At 61.2% G+C, this 26,379-nt stretch carries 19 protein-coding genes and 2 pseudogenes; 5 read left to right on the top strand and 16 right to left on the bottom strand.

Annotated elements, in window-relative coordinates; genetic code table 11:
• Positions 1–344: 344 nt before the first annotated feature.
• The 10 genes from gcvT to arcD (ACEN83_RS24170) all read right to left on the bottom strand — a co-directional run bounded on the left by gcvT (position 345) and on the right by arcD (ACEN83_RS24170) (position 13,674).
• Positions 345–1,469, bottom strand: a complete 1,125-nt coding sequence (gene gcvT, locus ACEN83_RS24215) for a glycine cleavage system aminomethyltransferase GcvT (RefSeq protein WP_095965383.1) — start codon at positions 1,467–1,469, stop codon at positions 345–347.
• Positions 1,470–1,505: 36 nt separating this feature from the next.
• Positions 1,506–2,882 carry an L-serine ammonia-lyase gene (locus ACEN83_RS24210; RefSeq protein WP_007977293.1) on the bottom strand — a complete coding sequence of 459 codons (1,377 nt, stop codon included), beginning with the start codon at positions 2,880–2,882 and terminating at the stop codon, positions 1,506–1,508.
• Positions 2,883–3,067: 185 nt separating this feature from the next.
• The gene (gene gcvP / locus ACEN83_RS24205; RefSeq protein ID WP_495578640.1) at positions 3,068–5,920 is read right to left on the bottom strand and encodes an aminomethyl-transferring glycine dehydrogenase; all 2,853 of its coding nucleotides are present in this window, start codon (positions 5,918–5,920) and stop codon (positions 3,068–3,070) included.
• Positions 5,921–5,931: 11 nt separating this feature from the next.
• Complete coding sequence (gcvH, locus tag ACEN83_RS24200; RefSeq protein WP_007977291.1) at positions 5,932–6,315, bottom strand: glycine cleavage system protein GcvH; 384 nt, start codon at positions 6,313–6,315, stop codon at positions 5,932–5,934.
• Between the two features lie 396 nt (positions 6,316–6,711).
• Positions 6,712–8,220 carry a transcriptional regulator GcsR gene (gcsR, locus tag ACEN83_RS24195; RefSeq protein ID WP_007977290.1) on the bottom strand — a complete coding sequence of 503 codons (1,509 nt, stop codon included), beginning with the start codon at positions 8,218–8,220 and terminating at the stop codon, positions 6,712–6,714.
• Between the two features lie 202 nt (positions 8,221–8,422).
• Positions 8,423–8,785 carry a DUF5064 family protein gene (locus ACEN83_RS24190; protein WP_495578639.1) on the bottom strand — a complete coding sequence of 121 codons (363 nt, stop codon included), beginning with the start codon at positions 8,783–8,785 and terminating at the stop codon, positions 8,423–8,425.
• Between the two features lie 12 nt (positions 8,786–8,797).
• The gene (arcC, locus tag ACEN83_RS24185; RefSeq protein WP_116582974.1) at positions 8,798–9,727 is read right to left on the bottom strand and encodes a carbamate kinase; all 930 of its coding nucleotides are present in this window, start codon (positions 9,725–9,727) and stop codon (positions 8,798–8,800) included.
• Between the two features lie 137 nt (positions 9,728–9,864).
• Positions 9,865–10,875, bottom strand: a complete 1,011-nt coding sequence (locus ACEN83_RS24180) for an ornithine carbamoyltransferase (protein ID WP_007974406.1) — start codon at positions 10,873–10,875, stop codon at positions 9,865–9,867.
• A gap of 81 nt (positions 10,876–10,956) precedes the next feature.
• A complete protein-coding gene (gene arcA, locus ACEN83_RS24175; protein WP_495578638.1) occupies positions 10,957–12,213 on the bottom strand; it encodes an arginine deiminase in 1,257 nt (418 codons plus the stop codon).
• A 33-nt stretch (positions 12,214–12,246) separates the two neighbouring features.
• Positions 12,247–13,674, bottom strand: coding sequence for an arginine-ornithine antiporter (arcD, locus tag ACEN83_RS24170; RefSeq protein WP_495578637.1), 1,428 nt, complete (start codon positions 13,672–13,674; stop codon positions 12,247–12,249).
• Between the two features lie 444 nt (positions 13,675–14,118).
• On the opposite strand from arcD (ACEN83_RS24170), the gene arcD (ACEN83_RS24165) reads away from it, so the two are divergent.
• Both arcD (ACEN83_RS24165) and ACEN83_RS24160 read left to right on the top strand, forming a co-directional pair.
• Positions 14,119–15,546: an arginine-ornithine antiporter gene (gene arcD / locus ACEN83_RS24165; RefSeq protein WP_102698362.1), complete on the top strand. Its 1,428-nt coding sequence runs from the start codon at positions 14,119–14,121 to the stop codon at positions 15,544–15,546.
• A complete protein-coding gene (locus tag ACEN83_RS24160; RefSeq protein WP_495578636.1) occupies positions 15,543–16,406 on the top strand; it encodes a DNA-3-methyladenine glycosylase family protein in 864 nt (287 codons plus the stop codon). Before arcD (ACEN83_RS24165) ends, ACEN83_RS24160 begins: the two co-directional genes overlap by 4 nt.
• A 127-nt stretch (positions 16,407–16,533) precedes the next feature.
• On the opposite strand, the gene ACEN83_RS24155 is transcribed toward ACEN83_RS24160, so the two are convergent.
• The 6 genes and pseudogenes from ACEN83_RS24155 to gap all read right to left on the bottom strand — a co-directional run bounded on the left by ACEN83_RS24155 (position 16,534) and on the right by gap (position 22,461).
• Positions 16,534–17,883 carry a CoA transferase gene (locus ACEN83_RS24155; protein ID WP_495578635.1) on the bottom strand — a complete coding sequence of 450 codons (1,350 nt, stop codon included), beginning with the start codon at positions 17,881–17,883 and terminating at the stop codon, positions 16,534–16,536.
• A gap of 170 nt (positions 17,884–18,053) precedes the next feature.
• Positions 18,054–18,809 (bottom strand): methyl-accepting chemotaxis protein, encoded by a 756-nt coding sequence (locus ACEN83_RS24150; RefSeq protein ID WP_376739137.1) that lies wholly within the window; start codon positions 18,807–18,809, stop codon positions 18,054–18,056.
• Between the two features lie 102 nt (positions 18,810–18,911).
• A pseudogene (locus tag ACEN83_RS24145) lies at positions 18,912–19,928 on the bottom strand (methyl-accepting chemotaxis protein); the annotation flags it as partial.
• A 473-nt stretch (positions 19,929–20,401) separates the two neighbouring features.
• Positions 20,402–20,494 (bottom strand): annotated as a pseudogene (locus ACEN83_RS24140) (DUF454 domain-containing protein); the annotation flags it as partial.
• A complete protein-coding gene (locus ACEN83_RS24135) occupies positions 20,491–20,955 on the bottom strand; it encodes a methylglyoxal synthase (protein WP_116582949.1) in 465 nt (154 codons plus the stop codon). The gene ACEN83_RS24135 and the pseudogene ACEN83_RS24140, both read right to left, overlap by 4 nt.
• Before the next feature lie 504 nt (positions 20,956–21,459).
• Positions 21,460–22,461 carry a type I glyceraldehyde-3-phosphate dehydrogenase gene (gene gap, locus ACEN83_RS24130; RefSeq protein ID WP_495578634.1) on the bottom strand — a complete coding sequence of 334 codons (1,002 nt, stop codon included), beginning with the start codon at positions 22,459–22,461 and terminating at the stop codon, positions 21,460–21,462.
• A gap of 220 nt (positions 22,462–22,681) precedes the next feature.
• On the opposite strand from gap, the gene edd reads away from it, so the two are divergent.
• From edd to ACEN83_RS24115, 3 genes are all read left to right on the top strand, one after another.
• Positions 22,682–24,508: a phosphogluconate dehydratase gene (gene edd / locus ACEN83_RS24125; protein WP_495578633.1), complete on the top strand. Its 1,827-nt coding sequence runs from the start codon at positions 22,682–22,684 to the stop codon at positions 24,506–24,508.
• Positions 24,505–25,455, top strand: a complete 951-nt coding sequence (locus ACEN83_RS24120) for a glucokinase (RefSeq protein ID WP_495578632.1) — start codon at positions 24,505–24,507, stop codon at positions 25,453–25,455. The genes edd and ACEN83_RS24120 overlap by 4 nt, the downstream gene beginning before the upstream one ends.
• Positions 25,456–25,631: 176 nt before the next feature.
• Entirely contained in the window at positions 25,632–26,363 is a 732-nt protein-coding gene (locus tag ACEN83_RS24115) for a response regulator (protein WP_007974429.1), read from the top strand.
• Positions 26,364–26,379: the final 16 nt, after the last annotated feature.

The raw sequence follows: 26,379 nt of genomic DNA, 5'->3' as shown, positions 1-26,379 counted from the left end.
GGGCTGGTTGCAGGAGAGTAAGAAGACGTCGAACGGGATGTAGCTAACTTGTAGGCTACTGCCCAGGTCACGATTCCAAGCGACCCATGCAAACACAGTGAACAAACTCTACGCCAACTACGGGAGAAAAAACAAGCCCTGTGAAGGCCCCGTATTTCCTCAGGTTGATGGCAAAGTCAGTCCACTAGTGAGGCCTTATACGCTAGCGCTGTTCAAATGTTTTCGATCGTTATAAGCAAAGTTCATAATCGAAGCTTAGAGCCAAACAATGCACTATTTTATGGCGGTTGCGTTACACATTAGTGCACAGTTAACGCAACCGCGTTACTTATAGGAACATTCAATCAGCCGCGATAGTAGCGTTGTGGAACAAATGGCATTTTGCTTACAAGCAAAGGCACCTTTTTCCCACGCACAATCGCCCAGACGGGGGTGTCCAGTGCGATATAGGCGCTGTCGACATAACCCATGGCCAGCGGGCCGCCCAGGGTCGGCCCGAAACCGCCGCTGCAGACGCTACCGATGATGTCGCCGGCTTCGTTGACGATCTCGGCACCCTCGCGCACCGGTGTGCGTTCCTGCGGTAACAGGCCGACGCGTTTGCGGCTGACACCTGCCTGTTGCTGGGCGAACACGGTTTCGGCGCCAGGGAAGCCGCCGGCCCGTGCGCCATCGGCGCGACGCGGCTTGGAGATCGCCCACAGCAGGCTCGCTTCGATCGGGCTGGTCTCGGTGTTCATGTCATGCCCGTACAGGCACAAGCCCGCCTCAAGGCGCAGGGAGTCGCGGGCGCCAAGGCCGATGGCGGCCACTTCCGGTTCGGCCAGCAGGGCGCGAGCCAGGGCTTCGGCGTTGGCGGCGGGGACGGAAATTTCGAAACCGTCTTCGCCGGTGTAACCCGACCGGCTGACAAAACAGTCCACGCCCAGCAGCTTCACGCGGGCGAACTGCATGAAGGTCATCTTCGCAACTTCCGGGGCCAGGCGTGCCAGCACGGTCACTGCAGCCGGGCCTTGCAGGGCAAGCAGGGCACGCTCTTCGAACAGCGGCTCGATCGTGCACTGCTCACCGATGTGCTTGCGCAGGTGGGCCAGGTCCTGATCCTTGCAGGCGGCGTTGACCACCAGGAACAGTTCGTCGTTGCCCAGGTTGGCGACCATCAGGTCATCGAGGATACCGCCCGTCGCATTGGTGAACATCGCGTAACGCTGCATGCCGACCGGTAGGTCGATGATGTCCACTGGTACCAGGGTTTCCAGGGCCTTGGCGGCATCGGCGCCGGTCAGGCGGATCTGGCCCATGTGCGAGACATCGAACAGCCCGGCCTGGTCGCGGGTGTGCTGGTGTTCCTTCATCACGCCCAGCGGGTATTGCACTGGCATGTCATAGCCGGCGAACGGCACCATGCGTGCGCCGAGTTCGATGTGCAGCGCGTGCAGCGGGGTTTTCAACAGTTGTTCGGTGGACATATTCAGCTCCTGAAGAAGGGTGCAGATGAGCGCGCATCAGCACTCGATAATGTTGACCGCCAAACCGCCACGGGCGGTTTCCTTGTATTTGCTTTTCATGTCGGCGCCGGTCTGGCGCATGGTGCGGATGACCTTGTCGAGGGAGACGAAGTGTTGCCCGTCGCCACGCATGGCCATGCGCACGGCATTGATGGCCTTGACCGAACCCATGGCGTTGCGCTCGATGCAAGGCACCTGCACCAGCCCGCCAATCGGGTCGCAGGTCAGCCCGAGGTTGTGTTCCATGCCGATTTCCGCGGCGTTCTCCACTTGTTGCACGCTGCCACCGAGCACTTCGCACAAGGCTCCGGCCGCCATCGAGCAGGCGACGCCGACTTCACCCTGGCAGCCGACTTCGGCGCCGGAAATCGAGGCGTTTTCCTTGTACAGAATGCCGATGGCGGCGGCAGTGAGCAGAAAGCGCACCACCCCGTCATCATTCGCGCCGGGGATAAAACGCATGTAGTAATGCAACACAGCCGGAATGATCCCGGCCGCACCATTGGTGGGTGCCGTGACCACGCGTCCGCCGTTGGCGTTTTCTTCGTTGACGGCCAGGGCGTAGAGGTTGACCCAGTCCAGCACGGACAGCGGATCGCGCAAGGACGATTCAGGGTTGCTGCACAATTGCCGATGCAGCGCTGCCGCCCGGCGTTTGACCTTCAAGCCTCCGGGCAGGATGCCTTCATTACGGCAACCGGCGGCGACGCAGTCCTGCATGACCTGCCAGATCTTCAGCAGGCCGGCGCGGGTTTCCGCTTCCGGGCGCCAGGCGCTTTCGTTCGTCAGCATCACCTGGCTGATCGACAGGCCGTACTTGGCGCAATGAGCGAGCAGGTCCTTGGCGCTTTTGAAAGGAAAGGTCAGGGGCGTGGCGTCTTCGACGATGCGGTCGGCGCCGGCGGCGTCCTCATCGACCACGAAACCGCCGCCGACCGAGTAGTACTCGCGGCTGCGGATTTGCAGACCCGCCGCATCGAAGGCGCGAAAAATCATGCCGTTGGGGTGATAGGGCAAGGGTTTGCGAATCATCGCCAGGTGTTCTTTCTCGTTGAACGCAATGCTGTGTTCGCCGAGCAGGTTCAAGCGTGCGTTGCTGCGAATCTCTTGCAGGCGCGCAGCGACGGTTTCGGTATCCACGGTGTCCGGGTGTTCGCCTTCCAGGCCCAGCAGCACAGCCTTGTCACTGCCGTGGCCTTTGCCGGTGGCGCCGAGCGAGCCGTACAGCTCGACCTTGACGCAGGTGGTGGCCGTCAGCAGCCCTTCACGGCGCAGGCCTTCGACGAAACGCGCAGCGGCGCGCATCGGGCCAACGGTGTGGGAGCTGGAGGGGCCGATGCCAATCTTGAACAGGTCGAACACGCTTAACGACATGGTGGTTCTCCGGTTTCTTGTTATAGGCGTATCACGGGAGATGCTTTGTGTGTAGGAGCTGCCGCAGGCTGCGATCTTTTGATCCTGTTTTTTCAAGATCAAGATCAAAAGATCGCAGCCTGCGGCAGCTCCTACAGGATATTGCGGTGTTGTGAAGGGAGCGGTGTGACCGCCCCCTCATTGGTTTAAGCGTAGCTTTCGATCGACGGGCAGGCGCAGACCAGGTTGCGGTCGCCGAACACGTTGTCGACGCGACCGACCGGCGGCCAGTACTTGCCTTCGATCAGCGACGCAACCGGGTAAACCGCTTGTTCGCGGCTGTACGGGTGCGACCACTCGCCGACCAGTTCCTTGGCGGTGTGTGGAGCGTTTTTCAGCGGGTTGTCGTCCTTGTCCAGGGTGCCGTTTTCCACCGCGCGGATTTCTTCGCGGATGCGGATCATGGCGTCGCAGAAGCGGTCCAGTTCTTCCTTGGATTCGCTTTCGGTCGGCTCGATCATCAGCGTGCCGGCTACCGGGAACGACATGGTCGGCGCGTGGAAGCCGAAGTCGATCAGGCGCTTGGCCACGTCATCGACGCTGATGCCGCTGCTGTCTTTCAATGGACGCAGGTCGAGGATGCATTCGTGCGCCACCAGGCCGTTGCTGCCGGTGTACAGCACTGGATAGTGCTCTTCGAGGCGACGGGAGATGTAGTTGGCATTGAGGATCGCCAGCTGCGAAGCGCGCTTGAGACCCGCGCCACCCATCATGCGAATGTACATCCAGGTGATCGGCAGAATGCTCGCGCTGCCGAACGGTGCCGCGCAAACGGCGCCTTCCTTGCGCTCCATCTGTGCGTGGCCCGGCAGGAACGGCGCCAGGTGCGACTTCACACCGATCGGGCCGACGCCCGGACCGCCACCACCGTGGGGGATGCAGAAGGTCTTGTGCAGGTTCAGGTGCGACACGTCGCCGCCGAACTTGCCCGGCGCGCAGAGGCCGACCATGGCGTTCATGTTGGCGCCGTCGATGTACACCTGGCCGCCGTTGTCATGAACGATGCCGCAGATTTCGCGGATGCCTTCTTCGAACACGCCGTGGGTCGACGGGTAGGTGATCATCAGCGCGGCGAGGTGCTCGCGGTGCTCGATGGCCTTGGCGCGCAGGTCTTCGATGTCGACGTTGCCACGGGCATCGCACGCGGTGACGACCACGCGCATGCCGGCCATCTGGGCGGTGGCCGGGTTGGTGCCGTGGGCCGAGGACGGGATCAGGCAGATGTCGCGACGGTCTTCGCCACGGCTCTGGTGGTAGGCGCGGATCGCCAGCAGGCCGGCGTATTCACCTTGCGAACCGGCGTTCGGTTGCAGCGAGATCGAGTCGTAGCCGGTGGCGGCGCAGAGCATCGCTTCCAGTTCGTCGGTCAGTTGCTGGTAGCCGGCGCTTTGCTCGGCCGGGGCGAACGGGTGCAGGGCACCGAACTCGGCCCAGGTCACCGGGATCATTTCGCTGGCGGCGTTGAGTTTCATGGTGCACGAACCCAGCGGGATCATGGTGCGGTCCAGCGCCAGGTCCTTGTCCGCCAGTTTGCGCAGGTAGCGCATCAGCTCGGTTTCCGAGTGATAGCGGTTGAACACCGGGTGGCTGAGGATCGGCGACTGACGTACCAGCGCGGCCGGGATGGCGCTCTGCACCGAGGCGGCGAGGGCGGCGAAGTCCGGCAGGGCCTTGCCGTCGGACAGCAGGCTCCACAGTGTTTCAACGTCGGCCTGAGTGGTGGTTTCGTCCAGGGACAGGCCCAGGCGCTCGCCATCGACCACGCGCAGGTTGATGCGCTGGGCGTGCGCCTTGTCGTGCAGGGCGGCGGTTTGAGCGCCGGTCTTCACGGTCAGGGTGTCGAAGAAGTTCGCTTGCTCGACGTTCAGACCCAATGCGCTCAAGCCTTTGGCCAGGATCGCAGTCAGGTGATGCACGCGATTGGCGATCTGCGTCAGGCCTTTCGGACCGTGGTACACGGCGTACATGCTGGCGATGTTGGCCAGCAGCACTTGCGCGGTGCAGATGTTCGACGTGGCTTTCTCGCGACGGATGTGTTGTTCGCGGGTCTGCATGGCCAGGCGCAGGGCCGGGTTGCCGAAACGGTCTACGGAAACACCGACCAGGCGACCCGGCATGTCACGCTTGAAGGCGTCCTTGGTGGAGAAATAAGCGGCGTGCGGGCCACCGAAGCCCAGCGGCACGCCGAAGCGCTGTGCGCTGCCGATGGCCACGTCGGCACCGAATTCGCCCGGTGCGGTCAGCACGGTCAGGGCCAGCAGGTCGGCCGCCACGGCGACGAGGGCGTTGGCAGCGTGGAAGCGTTCGGTCAGCTCGCGGTAATCGAACACGTCACCGTTGCTTGCCGGGTATTGCAGCAGGGCGCCGAAGAACGGCGTTACGTCGGTCAGTTCGCGCTCGTCGCCAACCACCACGTCGATGCCCAGAGGCTCGGCACGGGTGCGCAGGACGTCGAGGGTCTGCGGGTGGCAATGCACGGAGGCGAAGAACTGATGGCTGCCTTTGTTCTTGCTCAGGCGTTTGCAGAAGGTCATGGCTTCGGCAGCGGCGGTGGCTTCGTCGAGCAGCGAGGCGTTGGCGATCGGCAGGCCGGTGAGGTCGCTGATCAGGGTCTGGAAGTTCAGCAACGCTTCGAGACGGCCTTGGGAAATTTCTGGCTGGTACGGGGTGTAGGCGGTGTACCAGGCCGGGTTTTCCAGCAGGTTGCGCAGGATCGGCGACGGCGTGTGGGTGCCGTAGTAGCCCTGGCCGATGAAGGTCTTGAACAGCTGGTTTTTGCTCGCGATGGACTTGATCAAGGCCAGGGCATCGGCTTCGCTCAAGCCGTCTTCCAGGCCGAGGACGCTGGTGCCCTTGATGCTGTCGGGAATCACGCTGGCGCTCAGGGCTTCCAGGGAGTCGAAGCCGAGGCTGTTGAGCATGGCTTGCTCGTCACCGGCGCGCGGGCCGATGTGACGGGCGATGAATTCGTTGGCAGTGGTCAGATTCACTTGGGTCATGTCAGTGCTCCTCAGGCTTCGGCTTGGGCTTTGATCAGGCGGTCGTAGGCGTCCTGGTCCAGCAGTTGGCCGACAGCGGAGGCATCGGCAGGTTTGAAACGGAAGAACCAGCCTTCGCCCAGCGGATCTTCGTTGACCAGTTCAGGGCTGCTGTCCAGCGCCGGGTTCACTTCCAGCACTTCGCCGTCCAGCGGCATGTACACGCCGCTGGCAGCCTTTACCGATTCCACGGTGGCGGCTTCGGCGCCTTTGTCGTAGGACTGCAGCTCAGGCAGTTGAACGAAAACCACGTCGCCCAGGGCGTTCTGTGCGAAAGCGGTGATGCCGACCGTGACGCTGCCGTCAGCTTCGGTGCGCAGCCATTCGTGATCTTCAGTAAAACGCAACTCGCTCATGGAAACTCCTAAGGGGCCAGACTCGTCTGGTGGACGCGATTGAATGCTTGGGCGATGCCCTGTGATGGAGAACTACATAGCAAGAACGCGGCCAATGTTATTTTTATTGTTATTGATCAATGATTTAGGTGGTTTCGATAAAGCTTGAAATTCATTCGCTGTAGCGAAATCGATACGGCGTATGTCGATGATAAAAGCCGAGGTGGATCAAAGCCTTGCACAGCCGTGGTCGGAGAGGGGTGTAGCGATATCGTTCCGCTGTAGCGCTTTCAGTACAGATGGAGGTCGTTTTTGAACGGGTATGTAGGAGCTGCCGCAGGCTGCGATCTTGTTGCAGGCACCATAAGATCAAAGTCAAAAGATCGCAGCCTGCGGCAGCTCCTACAGGGGGAGGGGTTAGGCTTTGCCGGGTATGCCGTACTTGCGCAACCGATGGGCAATCGCGGTGTGGGAGGTTTGCAGGCGGGTCGCCAGTTGCCGGGTCGAGGGATAGCTGACGTAGAGTTTTTCCAGCAGGGTCTTCTCGAATTCGTCCATGGCCTGTTCCAGGCTGTCGACGTCATGGTCGCCCTGGCGGGCCACTGAGGTGCCGGCGATGTCGAGGTCGCCGATGTCCACCAGGCTGCTTTCACAAATCGCCGCGGCGCGGAAGATCACGTTCTGCAATTGCCGCACGTTGCCCGGCCAGCGGTTGCCCAGCAGTGCCGGGTAAGTGCCCGGTGCCAGGCGACAGATCGGGCGCTGGATCTGCGCACAGGCCTGCTGCATGAAGTAGCGGGCCAACAGCAGGATGTCCTGGCCGCGCTCGCGCAACGGCGGCACTTCAACATTCAGGACGTTGAGGCGATAGAACAGGTCTTCGCGGAACAGGCCTTCGCTGACCATTTTTTCCAGGTCGCGGTGGGTGGCGCTGAGGATCCGTACGTTGACCTTGACCTCACGGTCACCGCCGACCCGGCGAAAACTGCCGTCGTTGAGGAAACGCAGCAGCTTGGCTTGCAAATACGGCGACATCTCGCCGATTTCATCGAGAAACACCGTGCCCTGGTTGGCCAGCTCCATCAGCCCAGGCTTGCCACCACGTTGCGCGCCGGTGAAAGCGCCGGGGGCGTAGCCGAACAGTTCACTTTCGGCGAGGTTTTCCGGCAATGCCGCGCAGTTCAACGCCAGAAAGGGGGAGCTGTGCCGGGCGCTGATGGCGTGACAGGCACGGGCCACCAGTTCCTTGCCGGTGCCGGTTTCGCCCTGGATCAGCAACGGTGCATCGAGGGCCGCCACCCGCTGGGCGCGCGCCTTGAGGGTGCGGATCACCGGGGACTCGCCGAGCAGTGCATCGAAACCTTCGGCGTGATCATGGTGCAGCGCGGACAGACGTTCGCCGATGCGGTTCGGCTGGTACAGGGTCAACAGGGCGCCGGCGTCGGTGATCGGCGTGGCGTCGAGCAGGAAGGTCTGGCCATTGACGATGATTTCCCGCAGGGGCAGGCGAAAGCCGTGTTCGAGCAGGGCGTCGAGCAAGGCCGGGTCGGCAAACAGCTCGGCCACACTTTCACCATTCGGTTCGCGGCCGTACAGGGCGATCAACGCCGGGTTGGCCAGCAACACCTTGCCGTCGCTGTCCAGTGCCAGCACCGGGTCGGTCATGGCGGCCAGCAATGCGTCGAGCTGCAAGTGCCGACGCTGGCCGGGCAGGATGTCGACCACCGTCACCGCTTGTACGCCACGCACGCTGAACAGGGCATCGCGCAGTTCTTCGAGGACTTGCGGGCTCAGGGTCGGGGCGTCGATGTAAACATTGGGCGGGACCATTTCCACCGCATCCAGGTTCAGATTGCGCCCGCCAAGCAGGGCCAGGACTTCCTGGGTAATACCGACGCGGTCGATGAAGCTGACGTGGATACGCATGGGGCGGTTTCGGGTTCTGCAGTGCGGAGGGTGGCAAGTATGCCTTGGGGCGGGCTAATGGTGAAATCTTGCGCGGACTTCGATAGGTCGATGATCTCCCCTGTGGGAGCGGGCTTGCTCGCGAAAGCGGTGTATCAGTCGCCAACGATGGTGCCTGACACGACGCTTTCGCGAGCAAGCCCGCTCCCACAGGAAATGTGGGCTACTCGAATTTCTCGAGATCTATCGGGTCGCCGGATTTCATATTCAGTTGCGTGCGGATGTCTTCGAACATCAGGTCGTAATGTTCGTGTGACGAACCAATGGCGATTTTTTCTTTGGGAATGCCATATTTCTCGGCGATTTTCGTTACGTTGCTGGCGAAGTTGTAGGCTTCCTCCTTGGGCAGGAAGAAGGGCTCCTTCAGGTCCTTGCCCTGAATGCTGCCATGCATGGTGAACTGAATGCCTTTTTCCCCTTTGGGGTTCTTGCTGACTTCATAGTCGAGGTGGATGTTGTAGCTCACATCATCCTTGGTCAGCGCGTGACGCTCGATGTGCAAGTGGCCTGGCTCAAACATTGCCATGGACGTCTCTCCTTACGAGTAAATAATGCCCGGTGTTGCCGTGCTGATGCGCGTACCGGCCTTGCCCTGAACGATCGCTTCGATGTCTGCGAGCGAGCCAATCACTGCCACTTTTCCAGTATGGCGCGCGAATTCGCAGGCTGCCTGCACCTTCGGTCCCATGGAGCCGGCGGCGAAGCCGAGTTTTTCCATTTCGTCGGGGTGCGCCTGGGCGATGGCTTTCTGCGTGGGTTTGCCAAAGTCGATGAAAGCGGCGTTGACGTCGGTGGCGATCACCAGCAGATCGGCTTCAAGCTGTTCGGCCAGCAGCGCCGAGCACAGATCCTTGTCGATGACCGCTTCGACGCCCTCGAGTTTGCCGGGCGAGGTATACATGGTCGGAATGCCGCCGCCGCCGGCGCAGATCACGATGCTGCTTTTTTCCAGCAGCCATTTGATCGGACGGATTTCGAAGATGCGCTTGGGTTTCGGGCTGGCGACCACGCGCCGGTACTTGTCGCCGTCCGGGGCAATGGCCCAGCCTTTTTCGGCGGCGAGTTGTTCCGCTTCGGCCTTGCTATAGACCGGGCCGATGGGCTTGGTCGGGTTCTTGAAGGCGGGGTCATTGGCATCGACTTCGACCTGGGTCAGCAGGGTCGCGAAGGGCACTTCGAAGTCCAGCAGGTTGCCCAGTTCCTGTTCGATGATGTAGCCGATCATGCCTTCGGTCTCGGCGCCGAGCACGTCCAGCGGGTAGGGTGAAACCGAGGTATAGGCCGCCGCCTGCAATGACAGCAGGCCGACCTGGGGGCCATTGCCGTGGGCGATGACCAGTTGGTTGCCGGGATGGATCTTGGCGATCTGTTCGGTGGCGATCCGGATGTTGGCGCGCTGGTTGTCAGCGGTCATCGGTTCGCCGCGGCGGAGCAGGGCATTACCGCCCAGAGCAACGACGATACGCATGGTGCAGTCCTTTTGGGGGTAGGAGCTGCCGGAGGCTGCGATCTTTTGATCTTGCTATTGATCTTCAAAGATCAAAAGATCGCAGCCTTCGGCAGCTCCTACAGGTCAGTGATCGATCGTGGAAGCGTGATCGGTTGTTAAAGGTCAGCCAGCGTCGACACCAGAATCGCCTTGATGGTGTGCATGCGGTTTTCCGCTTGCTCGAAGGCGATGCAGGCCGGCGACTCGAACACGTCATCGGTCACTTCGATGCCGTTGCTCAGGTGCGGGTACTGCTCGGCAATCTGCTTGCCGACCTTGGTATCACAGTTGTGGAACGCCGGCAGGCAGTGCATGAACTTGGTGCGCGGGTTGCCGGTGGCTTTCATCAATTCGGCATTGACCTGATACGGCAGCAGTTGCTGGATGCGTTCGGCCCAGGCTTCAACCGGTTCGCCCATCGAGACCCAGACGTCGGTGTGGATGAAATCCACGCCCTTGACGGCGGCTTTCGGATCTTCGGTGAGGGTGATGCGGGCGCCGCTTTCTTCCCCGTACTGTTTGCAGCGGGCGACCAGGTCGTCCGCCGGCCACAGGGCTTTTGGCGCGCAGATGCGCACGTCCATGCCGAGCTTGGCGCCGATCAGCAACAGCGAGTTGCCCATGTTGTTGCGCGCGTCGCCGAGGTAGGCGTAGCTGATTTCGTGGATCGGTTTGTCGGCGTGTTCACGCATGGTCAGCACGTCGGCGATCATTTGTGTCGGGTGATACTCGTCGGTCAGGCCGTTGAACACCGGTACGCCGGCGAACTTGGCCAGCTCCTCGACGATTTCCTGCTTGAAGCCACGGTACTCGATGGCGTCGTACATGCGCCCGAGCACGCGGGCGGTGTCCTTCATGCTTTCCTTGTGGCCGATCTGCGAGGAGTTCGGGTCGATGTAGGTGACGTTGGCGCCCTGGTCATAGGCTGCAACTTCGAACGCGCAGCGGGTGCGGGTCGAGGTTTTTTCGAAGATCAGCGCGATGTTGTTGCCCTTGAGATGCTGCTGTTCGGTGCCGGTGTACTTGGCACGCTTGAGGTCGCGGGACAGGTCGAGCAGGTAGCGCAATTCGCGAGGGGTGTGGTGTTCCAGGCTCAGCAGATTGCGGTTATGGATGTTGAACGCCATTTTGGATCTCCTAAGGTGTCGGTTATCCCCTTGGTCCGAGCATGCCCTGGGGTAGAGGGCAGCGCGGGCCAAGGTAATAGGTTAGTAGTCAATCGGATCGCGGATGATCGGGCAGGTCATGCAATGGCCGCCGCCCCGTCCCCGGCCGAGTTCGCCGGCGCTGATGGTGATGACCTCCACCCCGGCCTTGCGCATCAGGGTATTGGTGTAGGTATTGCGGTCGTAGCCGATGACCACGCCCGGCTCCACGGCCACCACGTTGTTGCCGTCGTCCCATTGCTCGCGTTCGGCGGCGAAGCTGTTGCCGCCGGTTTCCACCACGCGCAATGCCTTGAGGTTGAGGGCCTGGGCGACGGTGTCGAGGAAGTTGCTGTCTTCGCGACGGATGTCGATGCCGCCGGCCTTGCTTTCATCGGGACGCAGGGTGAAGGCGACAATCTGGTTCACCACTTCCGGGAAGATCGTGACGAGGTCGCGATCACAGAAGCTGAACACGGTGTCCAGGTGCATTGCCGCCCGGGATTTCGGCAGGCCGGCGACTATCACTTTCTCGACGGCCTTGTTCTTGAACAGGTTCACCGCCAGTTGGGCAATGGCCTGGCGCGAGGAGCGTTCGCCCATACCGATCAACACCACGCCGTTGCCGATCGGCATCACATCACCGCCCTCAAGGGTGGAGTTGCCATGCTCCTTGTCCGGGTCGCCGTACCAGATCTGGAAGTCGGCGTTGGTGAACTCGGGGTGGAATTTGTAGATGGCGGTGGTCAGCAGGGTCTCCTGACGGCGCGCCGGCCAGTACATCGGGTTGAGGGTGACGCCACCGTAGATCCAGCAGGTGGTATCGCGGGTGAACTGGGTGTTGGGCAGCGGCGGCAGGATGAAGCTGGAGTGGCCGAGGAAGTCGCGGAACATCTCGATGGCCTTGCCGCCGAAACTGGTCGGTAAGTCGTCGCCCGATACGCCGCCGATCAGGAACTCGGCGATGTGACGTGGCTCCAGGCTGCGCAGCCACGAAGCGGTTTCGTTGATCAGGCCCAGGCCCACCGAGTTGGCGGTGATCTTGCGTTCCAGAATCCAGTCCAGGGCTTCGGGAATGGCGACGATGTCCGTCAGCAGGTTGTGCATTTCCAGCACATCGACGTTACGTTCGCGCATCTTGGTGACGAAGTCGAAGTGGTCGCGCTTGGCCTGGGCCACCCACAGCACATCATCGAACAGCAGTTCGTCGCAGTTGTTCGGGGTCAGCCGCTGATGGGCAAGTCCTGGGGAGCAAACCATGACTTTGCGCAGTTTGCCGGCTTCGGAATGGACGCCGTACTTAACTTTTTCCGTGGTCATTACAGTGATCCTCCAGATGACAAAACAATTGCATTACAGGGTCAGGAAGCCGTCGTAGAGACCGTAGGCCGCCACCACGGCGCCAACGACCACCGCAGCGAAAATCAGCTTCTCGACGTTGGTGAAAACCGGTTTGTTGATTTCCAGCTTGGCCTTGGCGAACAGGATCACGCCGGGGGCATAGAGCAGGGCGGACAGCAGCAGGTATTTGGTACCGCCGGCGTACAGCAGCCAGATCGCGTAGACCAGGGCCACGGCGCCGATGATGAGATCTTTCTGCCGACCGCCCGACGCGCCCTCGTAGGTTTCGCCCCGCACGGCCAGCAGCAAGGCATAGGCCGCCGACCACAGGTACGGCACCAGGATCATCGAGGTGGCGAGGTAGATCAGCGACAGGTAAGTGCTGGCCGAGAACAAGGTGATCACCAGGAAGATCTGCACCATGGCGTTGGTCAGCCACAGGGCATTGACCGGTACATGGTTGGCGTTCTCCTTGCGCAGGAACGCCGGCATGGTGTGGTCCTTGGCAGCGGCGAACATGATCTCCGCACACAGCAGCACCCACGACAGCAACGCACCCAACAGCGAGATGATCAGGCCGACGCTGATCAGCACTGCGCCCCAGTGGCCGACCACATGCTCCAGCACCGCCGCCATCGACGGGTTCTGCAGTTTGGCCAGTTCCGGCTGGGTCATGATCCCCAGCGACAGCACGTTCACCAGCACCAGGAACAACAGCACGGTGACAAAGCCGATCACGGTGGCTTTACCCACGTCGCTGCGTTTTTCCGCCCGGGCCGAAAAGATGCTCGCGCCTTCGATGCCGATGAACACCCACACGGTGACCAGCATCATCTTGCGCACCTGGTCCATCACGCTGCCCAGGTCCGGATTCTTGAGGCCCCAGATGTCAGCGGTGAAGATGTCCAGTTTGAAAGCGAACAACGCGATCAACATGAACAGCACCAGCGGCACGATCTTGGCGACGGTGGTCACCAGGTTGATGAACGCCGCTTCCTTGATGCCTCGCAGTACGAGGAAATGCACGGCCCAGAGCAGCACCGAGGCACCGATCACGGCAGCAGGGGTATTCCCCTCCCCAAATAGCGGAAAGAAGTAGCCGAGCGTGCTGAACAGCAAGACGAAGTAACCGACGTTGCCCAGCCAGGCACTGATCCAGTATCCCCAGGCGGACGAGAAGCCCATGTAGTCGCCGAAACCGGCCTTGGCGTAGGCGTAGACCCCGCCGTCCAGGTCGGGTTTGCGATTGGCCAGGGTCTGGAACACGAACGCCAGGGTGAGCATGCCAACGGCGGTGATTGCCCAACCGATCAGAATGGCACCGACATCGGCACTGGCGGCCATGTTTTGCGGCAAGGAAAAGATCCCGCCACCAATCATCGAACCGACGACTAATGCAACCAGTGCGCCGAGTTTGAGTTTTCCGGGAGCTTCAGACATTGCATGACTCCAATGCAGGAGAAGAGAGGCAACAGACTAATTCCGTTGGCTATCCAATCAGCTGACTTGGATCACTAAATGAGAGCGTTCCCAGTTTCGTGGCGGAGTGCTATCACTTGCAAGGCGGCTGCTTGTAATGCTTGATCTAGAGCCTTTCTGTAAATCTTTTCAGTACTTTTGTACTTTGTTTCGAATTATGACGCTAGTTGGTTTTTCAGAATTCGCCAATCTTATTCACGGGTTTTTTGTACGAAATGGATGTATTGGAAAAGCGTATACAACAAATGATTATATCGGCGTCTCTAATAGCCGTTTTGTGCAAGTAAAAAGACATGGGTTGGCGTTATCCAATAAACGTTATTACGCTTCAACAGTTTAGTTGACGCCCGATATGTGACGATCTCGCGGCAGTTGTCGCCCCCCGAAAAAAATGGAGATGCAACGATGTCGCAATCACCGAGCAAGCTTCGCCTGAGCGCATTGATCGCCCTGGTGGTGGGTTCGATGATCGGTGGCGGGATCTTTTCCCTGCCGCAAAACATGGCGGCGAGGGCCGATGCCGGGGCGATCCTGATCGGTTGGGCGATCACCGCCGTTGGCATGCTGACCCTGGCGTTCGTGTTCCAGACCCTGGCCAATCGCAAGCCGGAGCTGGAGTCCGGGGTGTATGCCTATGCCAAGGCCGGGTTCGGCGACTACATGGGCTTCTCGTCCGCCTGGGGGTACTGGATCAGCGCCTGGCTGGGCAACGTCGGCTATTTCGTGCTGCTGTTCAGTACCCTTGGTTATTTCGTTCCGGTCTTTGGCGAAGGCAACACGCCGATCGCCATCGCCTGCGCTTCGGTGCTGCTCTGGACCGTGCATTTTGTGGTGATGCGCGGGATCAAGGAGGCGGCGTTCATCAACCAGGTGACCACCGTGGCCAAGATCGTGCCGTTGATCATGTTTATCGTGATTGCCGCCGTGGCGTTCAAGGCGGACATCTTTACCCTCGATATCTGGGGGCGTAACAACCCGGAATTCGGCAGTGTGATGAATCAGGTTCGGCACATGATGCTGGTCACCGTGTTCGTGTTCATCGGTATCGAGGGGGCCAGTGTCTATTCCGCCCGGGCGGAGAAACGTTCCGACGTGGGCCGGGCGACGGTGATCGGGTTCATTGGGGTATTGGCACTGTTGGTGCTGGTGAACGTGCTGTCGCTGGGGATCATGACCCAGCCGGAACTGGCGAAACTGCAGAATCCCTCGTTGGCGGCGGTGCTTGAGCATATCGTCGGCCACTGGGGGGCAGTGCTGATCAGCGTCGGCCTGGCGATCTCGTTGTTGGGTGCATTGCTGTCCTGGGCGCTGCTGTGCGCCGAAATCCTGTTCGCCACGGCGAAAGACAAGACCATGCCGGCATTCCTGACCAGGGAAAACGCCAACCGTGTGCCGGTCAATGCCATGTGGCTGACCAACTCGATGATCCAGTTGTTCCTGCTGATCACGCTGTTTTCCGCGGGCACCTACACCAGTCTGATTTACCTGGCGTCATCGATGATTCTGGTGCCGTACCTGTGGTCGGCGGCCTATGCGGTGTTGTTGTGCGTGCGCGGGGAAACGTACCAGCAGGCAAGCGCCGAGCGGAGCAAGGATTTGCTGGTTGGCGTCATCGCCTTGAGTTACGCAGTGTGGTTGCTGTACGCCGGTGGCCTGAAGTATTTGCTGCTGTCGGCGTTGCTGTATGCGCCGGGTGTGATTCTGTTTGCCAAGGCTCGCCATGAACAGGGCATGCCATTGTTCACGACGCTCGAGAAAGGCATTTTCACCGCGGTCATCAGCGGTGCCGGGCTGGCGGCTTATGGGCTGTATAGCGGGTTGCTGAGTCTGTGAAGCTGCTGCTGGCGTATCAGCCACCCTATGACTGGCCGGCCATGCTGGGATTTTTGTCGGCACGGGCGATTGCAGGACTGGAAACGGTTGCCGACGGCGCCTACTCGCGCAGCATCGATCTGAAGGGGATGCACGGCAGCTTTTCTATGCGGCCTGCCACGTCTGACGCCCTTGAGCTGACGCTGGATTTTCCCGACCCGAGCGCCGTGCCCGACATCGTTGCAAGCGTGCGGCGGATGTTCGATCTCGACGCTAACCTCGCCCCGATCCATCGGCATTTAGCGCTTGATCCGCTGATGGCCCGGTTGATTGCCGAGCGTCCCGGGCTGCGTGTGCCGGGGGCGTGGGACGGGCTGGAACTGGCGATCCGCGCGGTGCTGGGGCAGCAGATTACGGTGGCGGCGGCGATCCGCCTGGCGGGGAAACTGGTGGCGCAATATGGCGTGCCACTGGGTAAGCCGTTAGCGGGTTTGAGTCATGTGTTCCCCACGGCTGACGTGTTGGCGGGGGCCGACCTGGCTGCGTTGGGCATGCCGAAAAGCCGAGGGCGGACCTTGTCGGGTGTGGCCCGGGCATTGCTCGATGACCCGCGATTGTTCGAGCCTGGTCGGGAGGGGGGCGTAGCGCGGTTACTGGCGTTGCACGGGATTGGTGACTGGACGGCGCAGTACATTGCGTTGCGCCAGTTGCGGGAGATGGATGGATTTCCCAATGGCGACGTGGGGCTGGTCAATGCGTTGGCGGCGCTGGAGGGTGGGCCGGTGACGGCCAGGCAGTTGCTGTTGCGGGCGCAAGCGTGGCGGCCTTATCGAGGGTATGCGGCGCAGGTGCTGTGGACTTCATTGAGTCGGGTGGATTGAGCTGATCCGGAATTTGTATCGATAGTCCTGACGCCTTCGCGAGCAAGCCCGCTCCCACAGGTTACCGCGATCAAATGTGGGAGCGGCGGTGCGGCGATCCGACTTGCTCGCGAAGGCGATCTGACGGTCACCACCACTGCGCGGGATGTGAACCCAGTTCAGTCGCGGGCAATGTCCACTGTAGTGGCGTCCCGATGATCTTCAGCGGCACCTGCAACCGATGCGCCGGCCCCCAGGACGTTTGTTCCACCAGCATCCCCTGATCCTGTTGATCTTCGCCGCGCAACGACTCACCCGTCCCCGGCCCCCGCTCGATCAACAACTTCGCCGTGCGCGCCAACGACAATCGCGCCGAGCCACCTGTACCGTCGCTCAACCGTTGCGCCAGCAACCTGATCACACTGGCCGCCATCAAATACCCGGTGGCGTGATCGAGTGCCTGCACCGGCAATGGCGTCGGTTTGTCCGCCGACTTCCAGCGCATGCCCGCTTCGGCAATGCCACTGCTCATCTGTACCAGGCTGTCGAAGCCCCGGCGATTTTGCCAGGGGCCATTCCAGCCATAGGCGTTGAGGCAAACATCAATCAGGCCGGGGTTCAGTTGCCGGCGCTGATTTGTGCCCAAGGCAAGTCGCTCCAGTGCATCGGCACGATAGCCGTGGAGCAGAATGTCGGCGTCCTTGAGCAGGGATTCGAATACGGCGCGGTCGGATTTGTCGTTCAGATCAAGACGCGCGCAACGTTTTCCCAGCGTGACTTCCGGCACTACCCCTGGCTCGTTCCAGGTCGGCGGATCGATGCGCAGGACATCGGCGCCCAGGCCTGCCAGAAAGCGGCTGGCGATGGGGCCTGCCAGTACCCGGGTCAAGTCCAGCACCTTGATGCCGGCCAGGGGGCGAGCCACTGAACCTGTCCACGGTTTGTGGCTCTGGCTTGGGTGGTTGGCGAACAGAACCAAGGGTTCGGCATTCACTGCCTGGCCTTGGGGATGGACCTGCCATTGATCCCAGGTGCGCATTTCGGCGGCACAACCACCAGCATCGACCACCGCCTGTTCCAGGTCACTTTTCGCCCATTGCGCCACTTTGTCGGCCATCGCGGTACGGTCGGCACAGGCACCGAGCACGCGTTCGGCAGCGGCGCGGTGATGGGGCGCGTTGGTGTGCAGGCGAATCCAGCCGTCGCGGGTGGCGTAGTCACCGGCGACCGGGTCCCACAGCGGTGGAACGCTCCAGCCGATCGGGCGAATCGAGGTCCCGAACCAGAAGGACGCCAGGCGTCGGTCAACCTCAAGGTCGGGCCGGCGTCCGGTCTGTTGGTGCAGCAATTCGCTGACGGCCTGGCCGGCGGCGGCAATGCTCGCGCAAGCCAGCTCGGTGACGGCAAAAGCCGAGGGCAGGGCGCCCGTGGCGGTGAACGAGATCGGGGTGTTGGGCAAGCCGAGCGCGGCTTGAATGGACGTGAGTAAACCAGTCATCGAAGGCCCTCCGGAACGAGAGCGAGATCTTAGATCAAATCAGGTGACAAGCCAGGTGAAAACTGTGGGAGCGGGCTTGCTCGCGAAGACGGAGTGTCAGTCGACATCATTGTTGTCAGACACAACGCTTTCGCGAGCAAGCCCGCTCCCACATTTATCGGTGCTGCTGCTTACACCCGAAACTGATCCATCAATTTCATCTGGTGGGTGGTCAGGGTGTTGAGCTGGCTGCTGATCTGCGCCGACTCGGTGGCCTGGCCGGTCAGGGTTTCGGTGACGGTGCGGATCGCCGAGACATTGCGGTTGACCTCTTCGGCGACGGCGCTTTGCTGCTCGGCGGCGCTGGCGATTTGCAGGTTCATGTCGCTGATCACAGTGACCGCGTCGCTGATTTTGCTCAGGGCCTGGACCGCCTGCTGGATCTGCCCGGCATTGCTGTGGGCCTGGGTCTGGCTCGAGTGCATGGTGGCGACCACACCGCGGGTACCGGACTGGATGCGTTCGATCACCAGGCGAATTTCCTCCACCGAATCCTGGGTGCGCTTGGCCAGGTTGCGCACTTCATCGGCGACCACCGCAAAGCCGCGACCGCTTTCCCCGGCACGGGCCGCTTCAATCGCCGCGTTGAGGGCCAGCAGGTTGGTTTGCTCGGCGATGCTGCGGATCACTTCCAGCACCGAGCCGATCTGTTCGCTGTTCACCGCCAGGGCTTCGACTTCGGTCACGGCCTTGCTGACTTCGTCGGCCAGTTGATTGATGTCGCGGGTGCTGCGCTCGATGATTGACATGCCGTCGCGCGCCGACTGATCGGCACCCTTGGCGGCGTTGGCCGCGTTCGAGGCGCTGTTGGCGACATCGTGGGCCGTGGCGCTCATTTCGTTGGACGCGGTGGCGACCTGGTCGATTTCGCGGAACTGCACCTGCATGCCTTCACTGGTCTGGCGGGCGATTTCCGAAGACTGGTCGGCCGTGCCGCGGGCATCGGTGATGCTTTGCTTGATTTGCGCGATGGTCGGTTGCAGCTTGTCGAGGAAGCGGTTGAACCAGTTCACCAGTTCGCCCAGTTCGTCCTGCTTGCTGTAGTGCAGGCGCTGGGTCAGGTCACCGTCGCCACTGGCAATCGCCTTGAGCATTTGCGCCACGCTGTTGATCGGTCGGGTCACGCCGGACGCGGTGAGCCACATCAGCAGCAGGCCGATCACACCGGCAATCACCGCCACCGACAAGGCCTTGATCGTGCCGCTTTGCTGGGCATCGTCGAGTACCGCTTGCAGCTTCACCGAGTCGGCCAGCAGCACTTGTTTGGGCAGGTCGATGACCACGGCCCAGGCCTTGGCATCGGCAATCGGGCTGACCGGGTACACCGCACGGATCAGGTCGCCTTGCTGGAGAATCTTCGGTGCACCACTGCCAAGCAGTTGCAGGATGTCCTTGCCGTCGGCACCCAGGGTGTCGCCGATGCTCTTGCCGACCTTACCGGCATCGACACTGTAGGCGGCCAGCACGCCAGTGCCGGAAACGATGAGCATGTGCCCGGCACTGTTGAACAGGTCGTGCTGAGAGTCGATCGCCGCCGCTTGCAGGGCGTCGAGGGCGATGTCGACACCGACCACGCCGATGGACTTGCCGTCCACCAGCAGCGGGACGGAAATGGTGGTCATCAACACTTCCTTGCCGCCGACAGTATCGGCGTAGGGGTCGAGCAGGCAGGTGCGTTTGCTGTCCCGAGGGCAGGTGTACCAGACGTTGTACGGATTGCCGCTGAGGTTCAGGGTGGTCTTGGTCATGTCCTCTTCGACCATGATCGTGTTCAGCGTTTCACCACCGGCACGGCTGAAATAGGTAGCGAAGCGACCGGCCTCGTTGGATTGACGGGCGGCGTCGTTGACGAACTCGCTGTCCTTGCCGTCCAGGCCGTTGGGTTCGAAGGCCAGCCAGATGCCCAGCACCTTGGCGTTGCGCTCGAAGGCGGTTTTCAGGCTCTGGTTCAACTCTTCACGCAAGGCGCCGGGCTCGAGCGAACGCTTGGCGGCCAGGTTGCGCATGTCCTTGATCTGATCCGCCAGGGCGGTCACCACCGTCAGGGTTTCACCGAACGTCTTCTGCACCCGCACCGCTTGTTCGGCGGCCTTGGCCTGCAGCAGGTCCTGCACACTGGCGGTGAGCATTCTAGTGCTGGAATCGCTGACCAGATCATCGTTCTGATTGGTCTGGTAGATGTTCATGCCCACTATCAGGGCGACTACTCCCAGCAGGCACAGACCGGACAGCAGGACGATTTTCAGGCGGATGGACAGTGAGTCGAACATAGGGCGAACTCGCGAATGGATGAAGTGTTGGCTGTGAGCCGTTGCGGCTCACTCGCTAAATCCATTTAGCGCCGATCAATGCACATCGGCGTGAAGGCCAGGTTACATGAATGGGCTGCCGACGAACGGTAGTGGTTGAACGTTTGCGCAGAAAAATGTGCCGAAAAAGGGGGTAAAAAGAGGAAAAAGCGCGGGGTGAATTCAGGAGGGTTGCCCAGCCCCATCCCGGCAATCGCCAGGTAGACCGGCCAGCCGTGATCGAGCGTAAGCAGCATCAGACCGGCACATAACAGAAGCTTTACGCCCGACCCTGCAAATAGCTCGCGTAATCGGGAATCCGATGGGGATGCGCCTGATCCATCAACGGGCTGCTGAGCAGGTAGTCGGCGCTGCATTCGTTGCACGCCACCGGGATGTTCCACACGGCCGCGACCCGCAGCAATGCCTTGATATCCGGGTCGTGGGGTTGTGGCTCGAACGGGTCCCAGAAGAACACCAGCATGTCGACCCGTTGCTCGGCGATTTGCGCACCGAGCTGCTGGTCGCCGCCCAACGGACCACTGATCATGCTCTCCACGGGCAGGTCGAGGCGTTGTTGCAACAACAACCCCGTGGTACCGGTAGCGACCAGATCATGCTGGGCCAGCTTGTCTTTCTGCCGTTCGGCCCAGTCGAGCAAGAACACCTTGCAGTGGTCATGGGCAACCAGGGCAATACGCTTGCGCGCCGCCAGGGTCTTTTGCGTAAAAGTAATGCCGATCATTGATGCTGCTCCAGACGCCTGTGAGGTGTTGAAAATACCCGTGTAGGAGCTGCCGAAGGCTGCGATCTTTTGATCTTGGTCTTCAGCGAAGATCAAAAGATCGCAGCCTGCGGCAGCTCCTACAGGTGAGTAGGCAGTGCTTTACCCGGCGATGCCGCCCAGGGTCTTTTGTGTGAGTTGCGTGCTGCTCCAGACGCCTGTGAGTGTTGCAAATACCGGTGTAGGAGCTGCCGAAGGCTGCGATCTTTTGATCTTGGTCTGCTGAAATTCAAGGTCAAAGGATCGCAGCCTGCGGCAGCTCCTACAGGTGAGTAGGCAGTGCTTTATTCGGCGATGCCGCCAGGGTCTTTTGTGTGAGTTGCGTGCTGCTCCAGACGCCTGTGAGTGTTGCAAATACCCGTGTAGGAGCTGCCGAAGGCTGCGATCTTTTGATCTTGGTCTGCTGAAATTCAAGATCAAAAGATCGCAGCCTGCGGCAGCTCCTACAGGTGAGCAGGCAGCGCTTTATTCGGCGTTACACAGCGCCAGGCAGTTATCGAGCATGCGGTTGGAGAAGCCCCACTCGTTGTCGTACCAGGCCAGGACCTTGAGCAGCTTGCCGCTGGACTTGGTGTGGTTGGCGTCGAAGATCGACGACAGGGGGTTGTGGTTGAAGTCGCTGGAGACCAGCGGCAGGGTGTTGTACCCAAGGATCTTCGAGTGCTGGCTGGCCTCTTTCATCAGCGCATTGACCTCATCGGCCGACGCTTCGCGCTTGAGCTGCACAGTCAGGTCCACCAGCGACACATTGATCACCGGGACGCGCACCGACATGCCAGTCAATTTGCCCGCCAGTTCCGGCAGCACCAGACCCACCGCTTCAGCAGCACCGGTCTTGCTCGGGATCATGTTCTGGGTGGCCGAACGGGCGCGGTACGGATCGACGTGATAGACGTCGGTCAGGTGCTGGTCGTTGGTGTAGGCATGAATGGTGGTCATCAGACCGCTTTCGATGCCCAGCTCGCGGTGCAGCACCTGGGCCACCGGGGCCAGGCAGTTGGTGGTGCACGACGCGTTGGAAATGATCTGGTGCGACTGGCGCAGAATGTCGTGGTTCACCCCATAAACGACGGTGGCGTCGGCGCCTTTGGCCGGGGCCGAGATGATCACTTTGCGCGCGCCGGCCGTAATATGCGCGGCGGCTTTGGCCCGGTCGGTGAACAGGCCGGTGCATTCGAACACCACATCAATCTTTTCCGCAGCCCAGGGCAAGTCGGCGGGGTTGCGAATGGCGCTGACCGAAATGCGGTCGCCGTTGACCGTCAGACTCTCCAGGTCGTGTTGGACATCGGCATCGAACGTGCCGTGAACGGTGTCGTACTTGAGTAGATGAGCATTGATTGCGCTGTCGCCCAGGTCGTTGATGGCGACGATCTGCAGATCCTGACGGTAGCCCTGGGTATAGAGTGCGCGCAGGACATTACGGCCGATGCGGCCAAAACCATTGATTGCGATTCGAAGAGTCATAGTGCGGCGCTACCGTCGTTTTGTTGTTGGAATTACAAGATTATTCGCAAAAAAATAGAAAACAAGCCTTTTTGATGGCAATATTTTGTTCAATCTACAACGAGTGACCTGAATCAACTGGTCCAACCGATCAAGAAAACCGTCTGTCATCCCATCGACACCGGCCTTTGATCAGCATAGACAATCAGGTCGCCACATCCGTTAGCCTGGAGTTCTACACATGCATCCCCGCGTCCTTGAGGTCACCGAACGGCTTATCGCCCGCAGTCGCGCCACGCGTGAGGCTTACCTTGCATTGATTCGCGGTGCGGCCAGCGACGGTCCGATGCGCAGCAAGCTGCAATGCGCCAACTTCGCCCATGGCGTGGCCGGTTGCGGCAGCGACGACAAGCACAGCCTGCGGATGATGAACGCCGCGAACATCGCGATTGTTTCGTCATATAACGACATGCTCTCGGCGCACCAGCCGTACGAAGTCTTTCCGGAGCTGATCAAAAAGGCCCTGCGCGAAATCGGCTCCGTCGGCCAGTTCGCCGGTGGCACCCCGGCCATGTGCGATGGCGTGACCCAGGGCGAGCCGGGCATGGAGCTGAGCCTGCCGAGCCGCGAAGTGATCGCGCTGTCCACCGCTGTGGCGCTGTCCCACAACATGTTCGACGGCGCGCTGCTGCTCGGTATCTGCGACAAGATCGTGCCGGGCCTGATGATGGGCGCGCTGCGCTTCGGCCATCTGCCGATGATCTTCGTGCCGGGCGGGCCGATGGTCTCGGGCATTTCCAACAAGCAGAAAGCCGACGTGCGCCAGAAATACGCCGAAGGCAAGGCGACCCGCGAGGAGCTGCTGGAATCGGAGATGAAGTCCTACCACAGCCCTGGCACCTGTACCTTCTACGGCACCGCCAACACCAACCAGTTGCTGATGGAAGTCATGGGCCTGCACTTGCCGGGCGCATCCTTCGTCAACCCGAACACGCCGCTGCGTGACGCCCTGACCCGCGAAGCCGCGCACCAGGTCACGCGCCTGACCAAGCAGAACGGCGACTTCATGCCGATCGGCGAAATCGTCGACGAGCGTTCGCTGGTCAACTCGATTGTCGCGCTGCACGCCACGGGCGGCTCGACCAACCACACCCTGCACATGCCGGCCATCGCCATGGCGGCGGGCATTCAACTGACCTGGCAGGACATGGCCGACCTCTCCGAGGTGGTGCCGACCCTGAGCCACGTCTACCCGAACGGCAAGGCCGACATCAACCACTTCCAGGCCGCGGGTGGCATGTCGTTCCTGATCCGCGAACTGCTGGAAGCCGGGCTGCTCCACGAAAACGTCAACACCGTGATGGGTCATGGCCTGAGCCGCTATACCCAGGAGCCGTTCCTCGACAACGGCGAACTGGTGTGGCGCGAAGGCGTGACCGACAGCCTCGATGAAACCATCCTGCGGCCGGTGGCCCGCGCGTTCTCGGCCGAAGGTGGCCTGCGGGTGATGGAAGGCAACCTCGGTCGCGGGGTGATGAAAGTCTCCGCCGTCGCCGTGGAAAACCAGATCGTCGAAGCGCCGGCCATGGTGTTCCAGGATCAGCAGGACCTGGCCGATGCGTTCAAGGCCGGTTTGCTGGAGAAGGATTTTGTCGCGGTGATGCGCTTCCAGGGGCCGCGCTCCAACGGCATGCCCGAGCTGCACAAGATGACGCCGTTCCTCGGCGTATTGCAGGACCGCGGCTTCAAGGTGGCGCTGGTGACTGACGGACGCATGTCCGGTGCGTCGGGGAAAATCCCGGCGGCCATTCACGTCAGCCCCGAAGCTTATGTCGGCGGCGCTTTGGCGCGGGTGCAAGAGGGCGATATCATCCGCGTCGATGGCGTCAAAGGCACCCTGGAGCTTAAGGTGGACGCCGAAGAATTCGCAGCGCGCACGCCGGCCAAGGGCCTGTTGGGCAACAACATCGGCACCGGTCGCGAACTGTTTGGTTTCATGCGCATGGCCTTCAGCTCGGCGGAGCAGGGCGCCAGCGCCTTCACTTCTGCCCTGGAGACGCTTAATTGAAACTGGCTTTGGTCGGTGACATCGGTGGGACCAACGCACGTTTCGCGTTGTGGAAAAACCAGCAGCTGGAATCGGTCCAGGTGCTGGCAACGGCGGACTTCCCCAGCCCGGAAGAAGCGATCAGCCTCTACCTCAATGGTCTGGGGCTGGCGCCGGGTTCGATCGGTTCGGTATGCCTGTCGGTGGCCGGTCCCGTCAGTGGCGATGAGTTCAAGTTCACCAACAATCACTGGCGTCTGAGCCGCAAAGGGTTCTGCCAGACCTTGCAGGTGGATCAACTGTTGCTGGTCAACGACTTCTCGGCCATGGCCCTGGGCATGACCCGTTTGCAGCCCGGCGAATTCCGCGTGGTCTGCGAAGGCACGCCGGAGCCGTTGCGCCCGGCCGTGGTGATTGGCCCGGGCACCGGCCTGGGCGTCGGCACCTTGCTCGATCTGGGCGAGGGCCGGTTTGCTGCGTTGCCAGGGGAGGGCGGCCACGTCGACCTGCCATTGAGCAGCCCGCGTGAAACCCAACTCTGGCAGCACATCTTCAACGAGATCGGTCACGTCAGCGCTGAAACCGCGTTGAGCGGCGGCGGCTTGCCCCGTGTCTACCGGGCGATCTGTGCGGTGGACGGGCACACGCCTGTGCTCGACACGCCGGAAGCCATCACCGCCGCCGGGCTGGCGGGCGACCCGATTGCCGTGGAAGTGCTTGAGCAGTTCTGCTGCTGGCTCGGTCGCGTGGCGGGCAACAACGTGCTGACCAGCGGTGGACGCGCTGGCGTGTACATCGTTGGCGGGGTGATTCCACGGTTTGCCGATTTCTTCCTCGAAAGCGGTTTCGCCCGCTGCTTCGCCGACAAGGGGTGCATGAGCGATTACTTCAAGGGGATTCCGGTGTGGCTGGTGACGGCGCCGTATTCCGGACTTGTTGGCGCGGGAGTAGCGCTCGAACAGGCTTGAGATCGAGTCGCCTTCATCGCGGGCAAGCCCGCTCCCACAGGATCACCGGCATTTTCAGAATGTGTACATAACCTTGTGGGAGCGGGCTTGCCCGCGATGAGGCCAGAACAGGCAACAATTTTTCAAGGTTCATCAGGCATAATCCGCCCAATTCAAACAACAAGGATGCCTTCGAAGTGAGCTCAGTCAACAAGTCGATTTTGTTGGTCGATGACGATCAAGAGATACGCGAGTTGCTGGACACCTACCTGACTCGCGCCGGGTTCCAGGTGCGTGCCACTGCCGATGGCGCCGGTTTTCGCCAGGCGCTGAACGAGGCGCCGGCCGACCTGGTGATCCTTGACGTGATGCTGCCCGACGAAGACGGCTTCAGCCTGTGTCGCTGGATTCGCCAGCATCCGCGCCAGGCGCAGGTGCCGATCATCATGCTCACCGCCAGTTCCGACGAAGCCGACCGGGTCATCGGCCTGGAGCTGGGCGCCGACGATTACCTCGGCAAGCCGTTCAGCCCACGGGAATTGCAGGCGCGGATCAAGGCGTTGCTGCGCCGCGCGCAGTTCGGTCAGGAGCGTAACGGCGGTGAGGTGCTGGCCTTCGATGACTGGCGCCTGGACATGGTCAGCCATCGGCTGTTTCACATCGATGGCGAAGAGGTGATTCTTTCGGGCGCCGACTTCGCACTGCTGAAACTATTCCTCGACCATCCGCAGGAAATCCTCGACCGCGACACCATCGGCAACGCGACCCGTGGCCGTGAACTGATGCCGCTGGATCGCATCGTCGACATGGCCGTCAGCCGGTTGCGCCAGCGCCTGCGCGACACGGAAAAACCGCCACGGTTGATCCGCACCGTGCGTGGCAGCGGCTACCAACTGGCGGCCAATGTGGTTGCCGGCAATGGCCACTGAGATGTTCCGCAAGCTT

This window comes from Pseudomonas sp. Pseusp49 (assembly GCF_059491875.1).
This window is presented reverse-complemented; position numbering and strand designations above follow the sequence as displayed.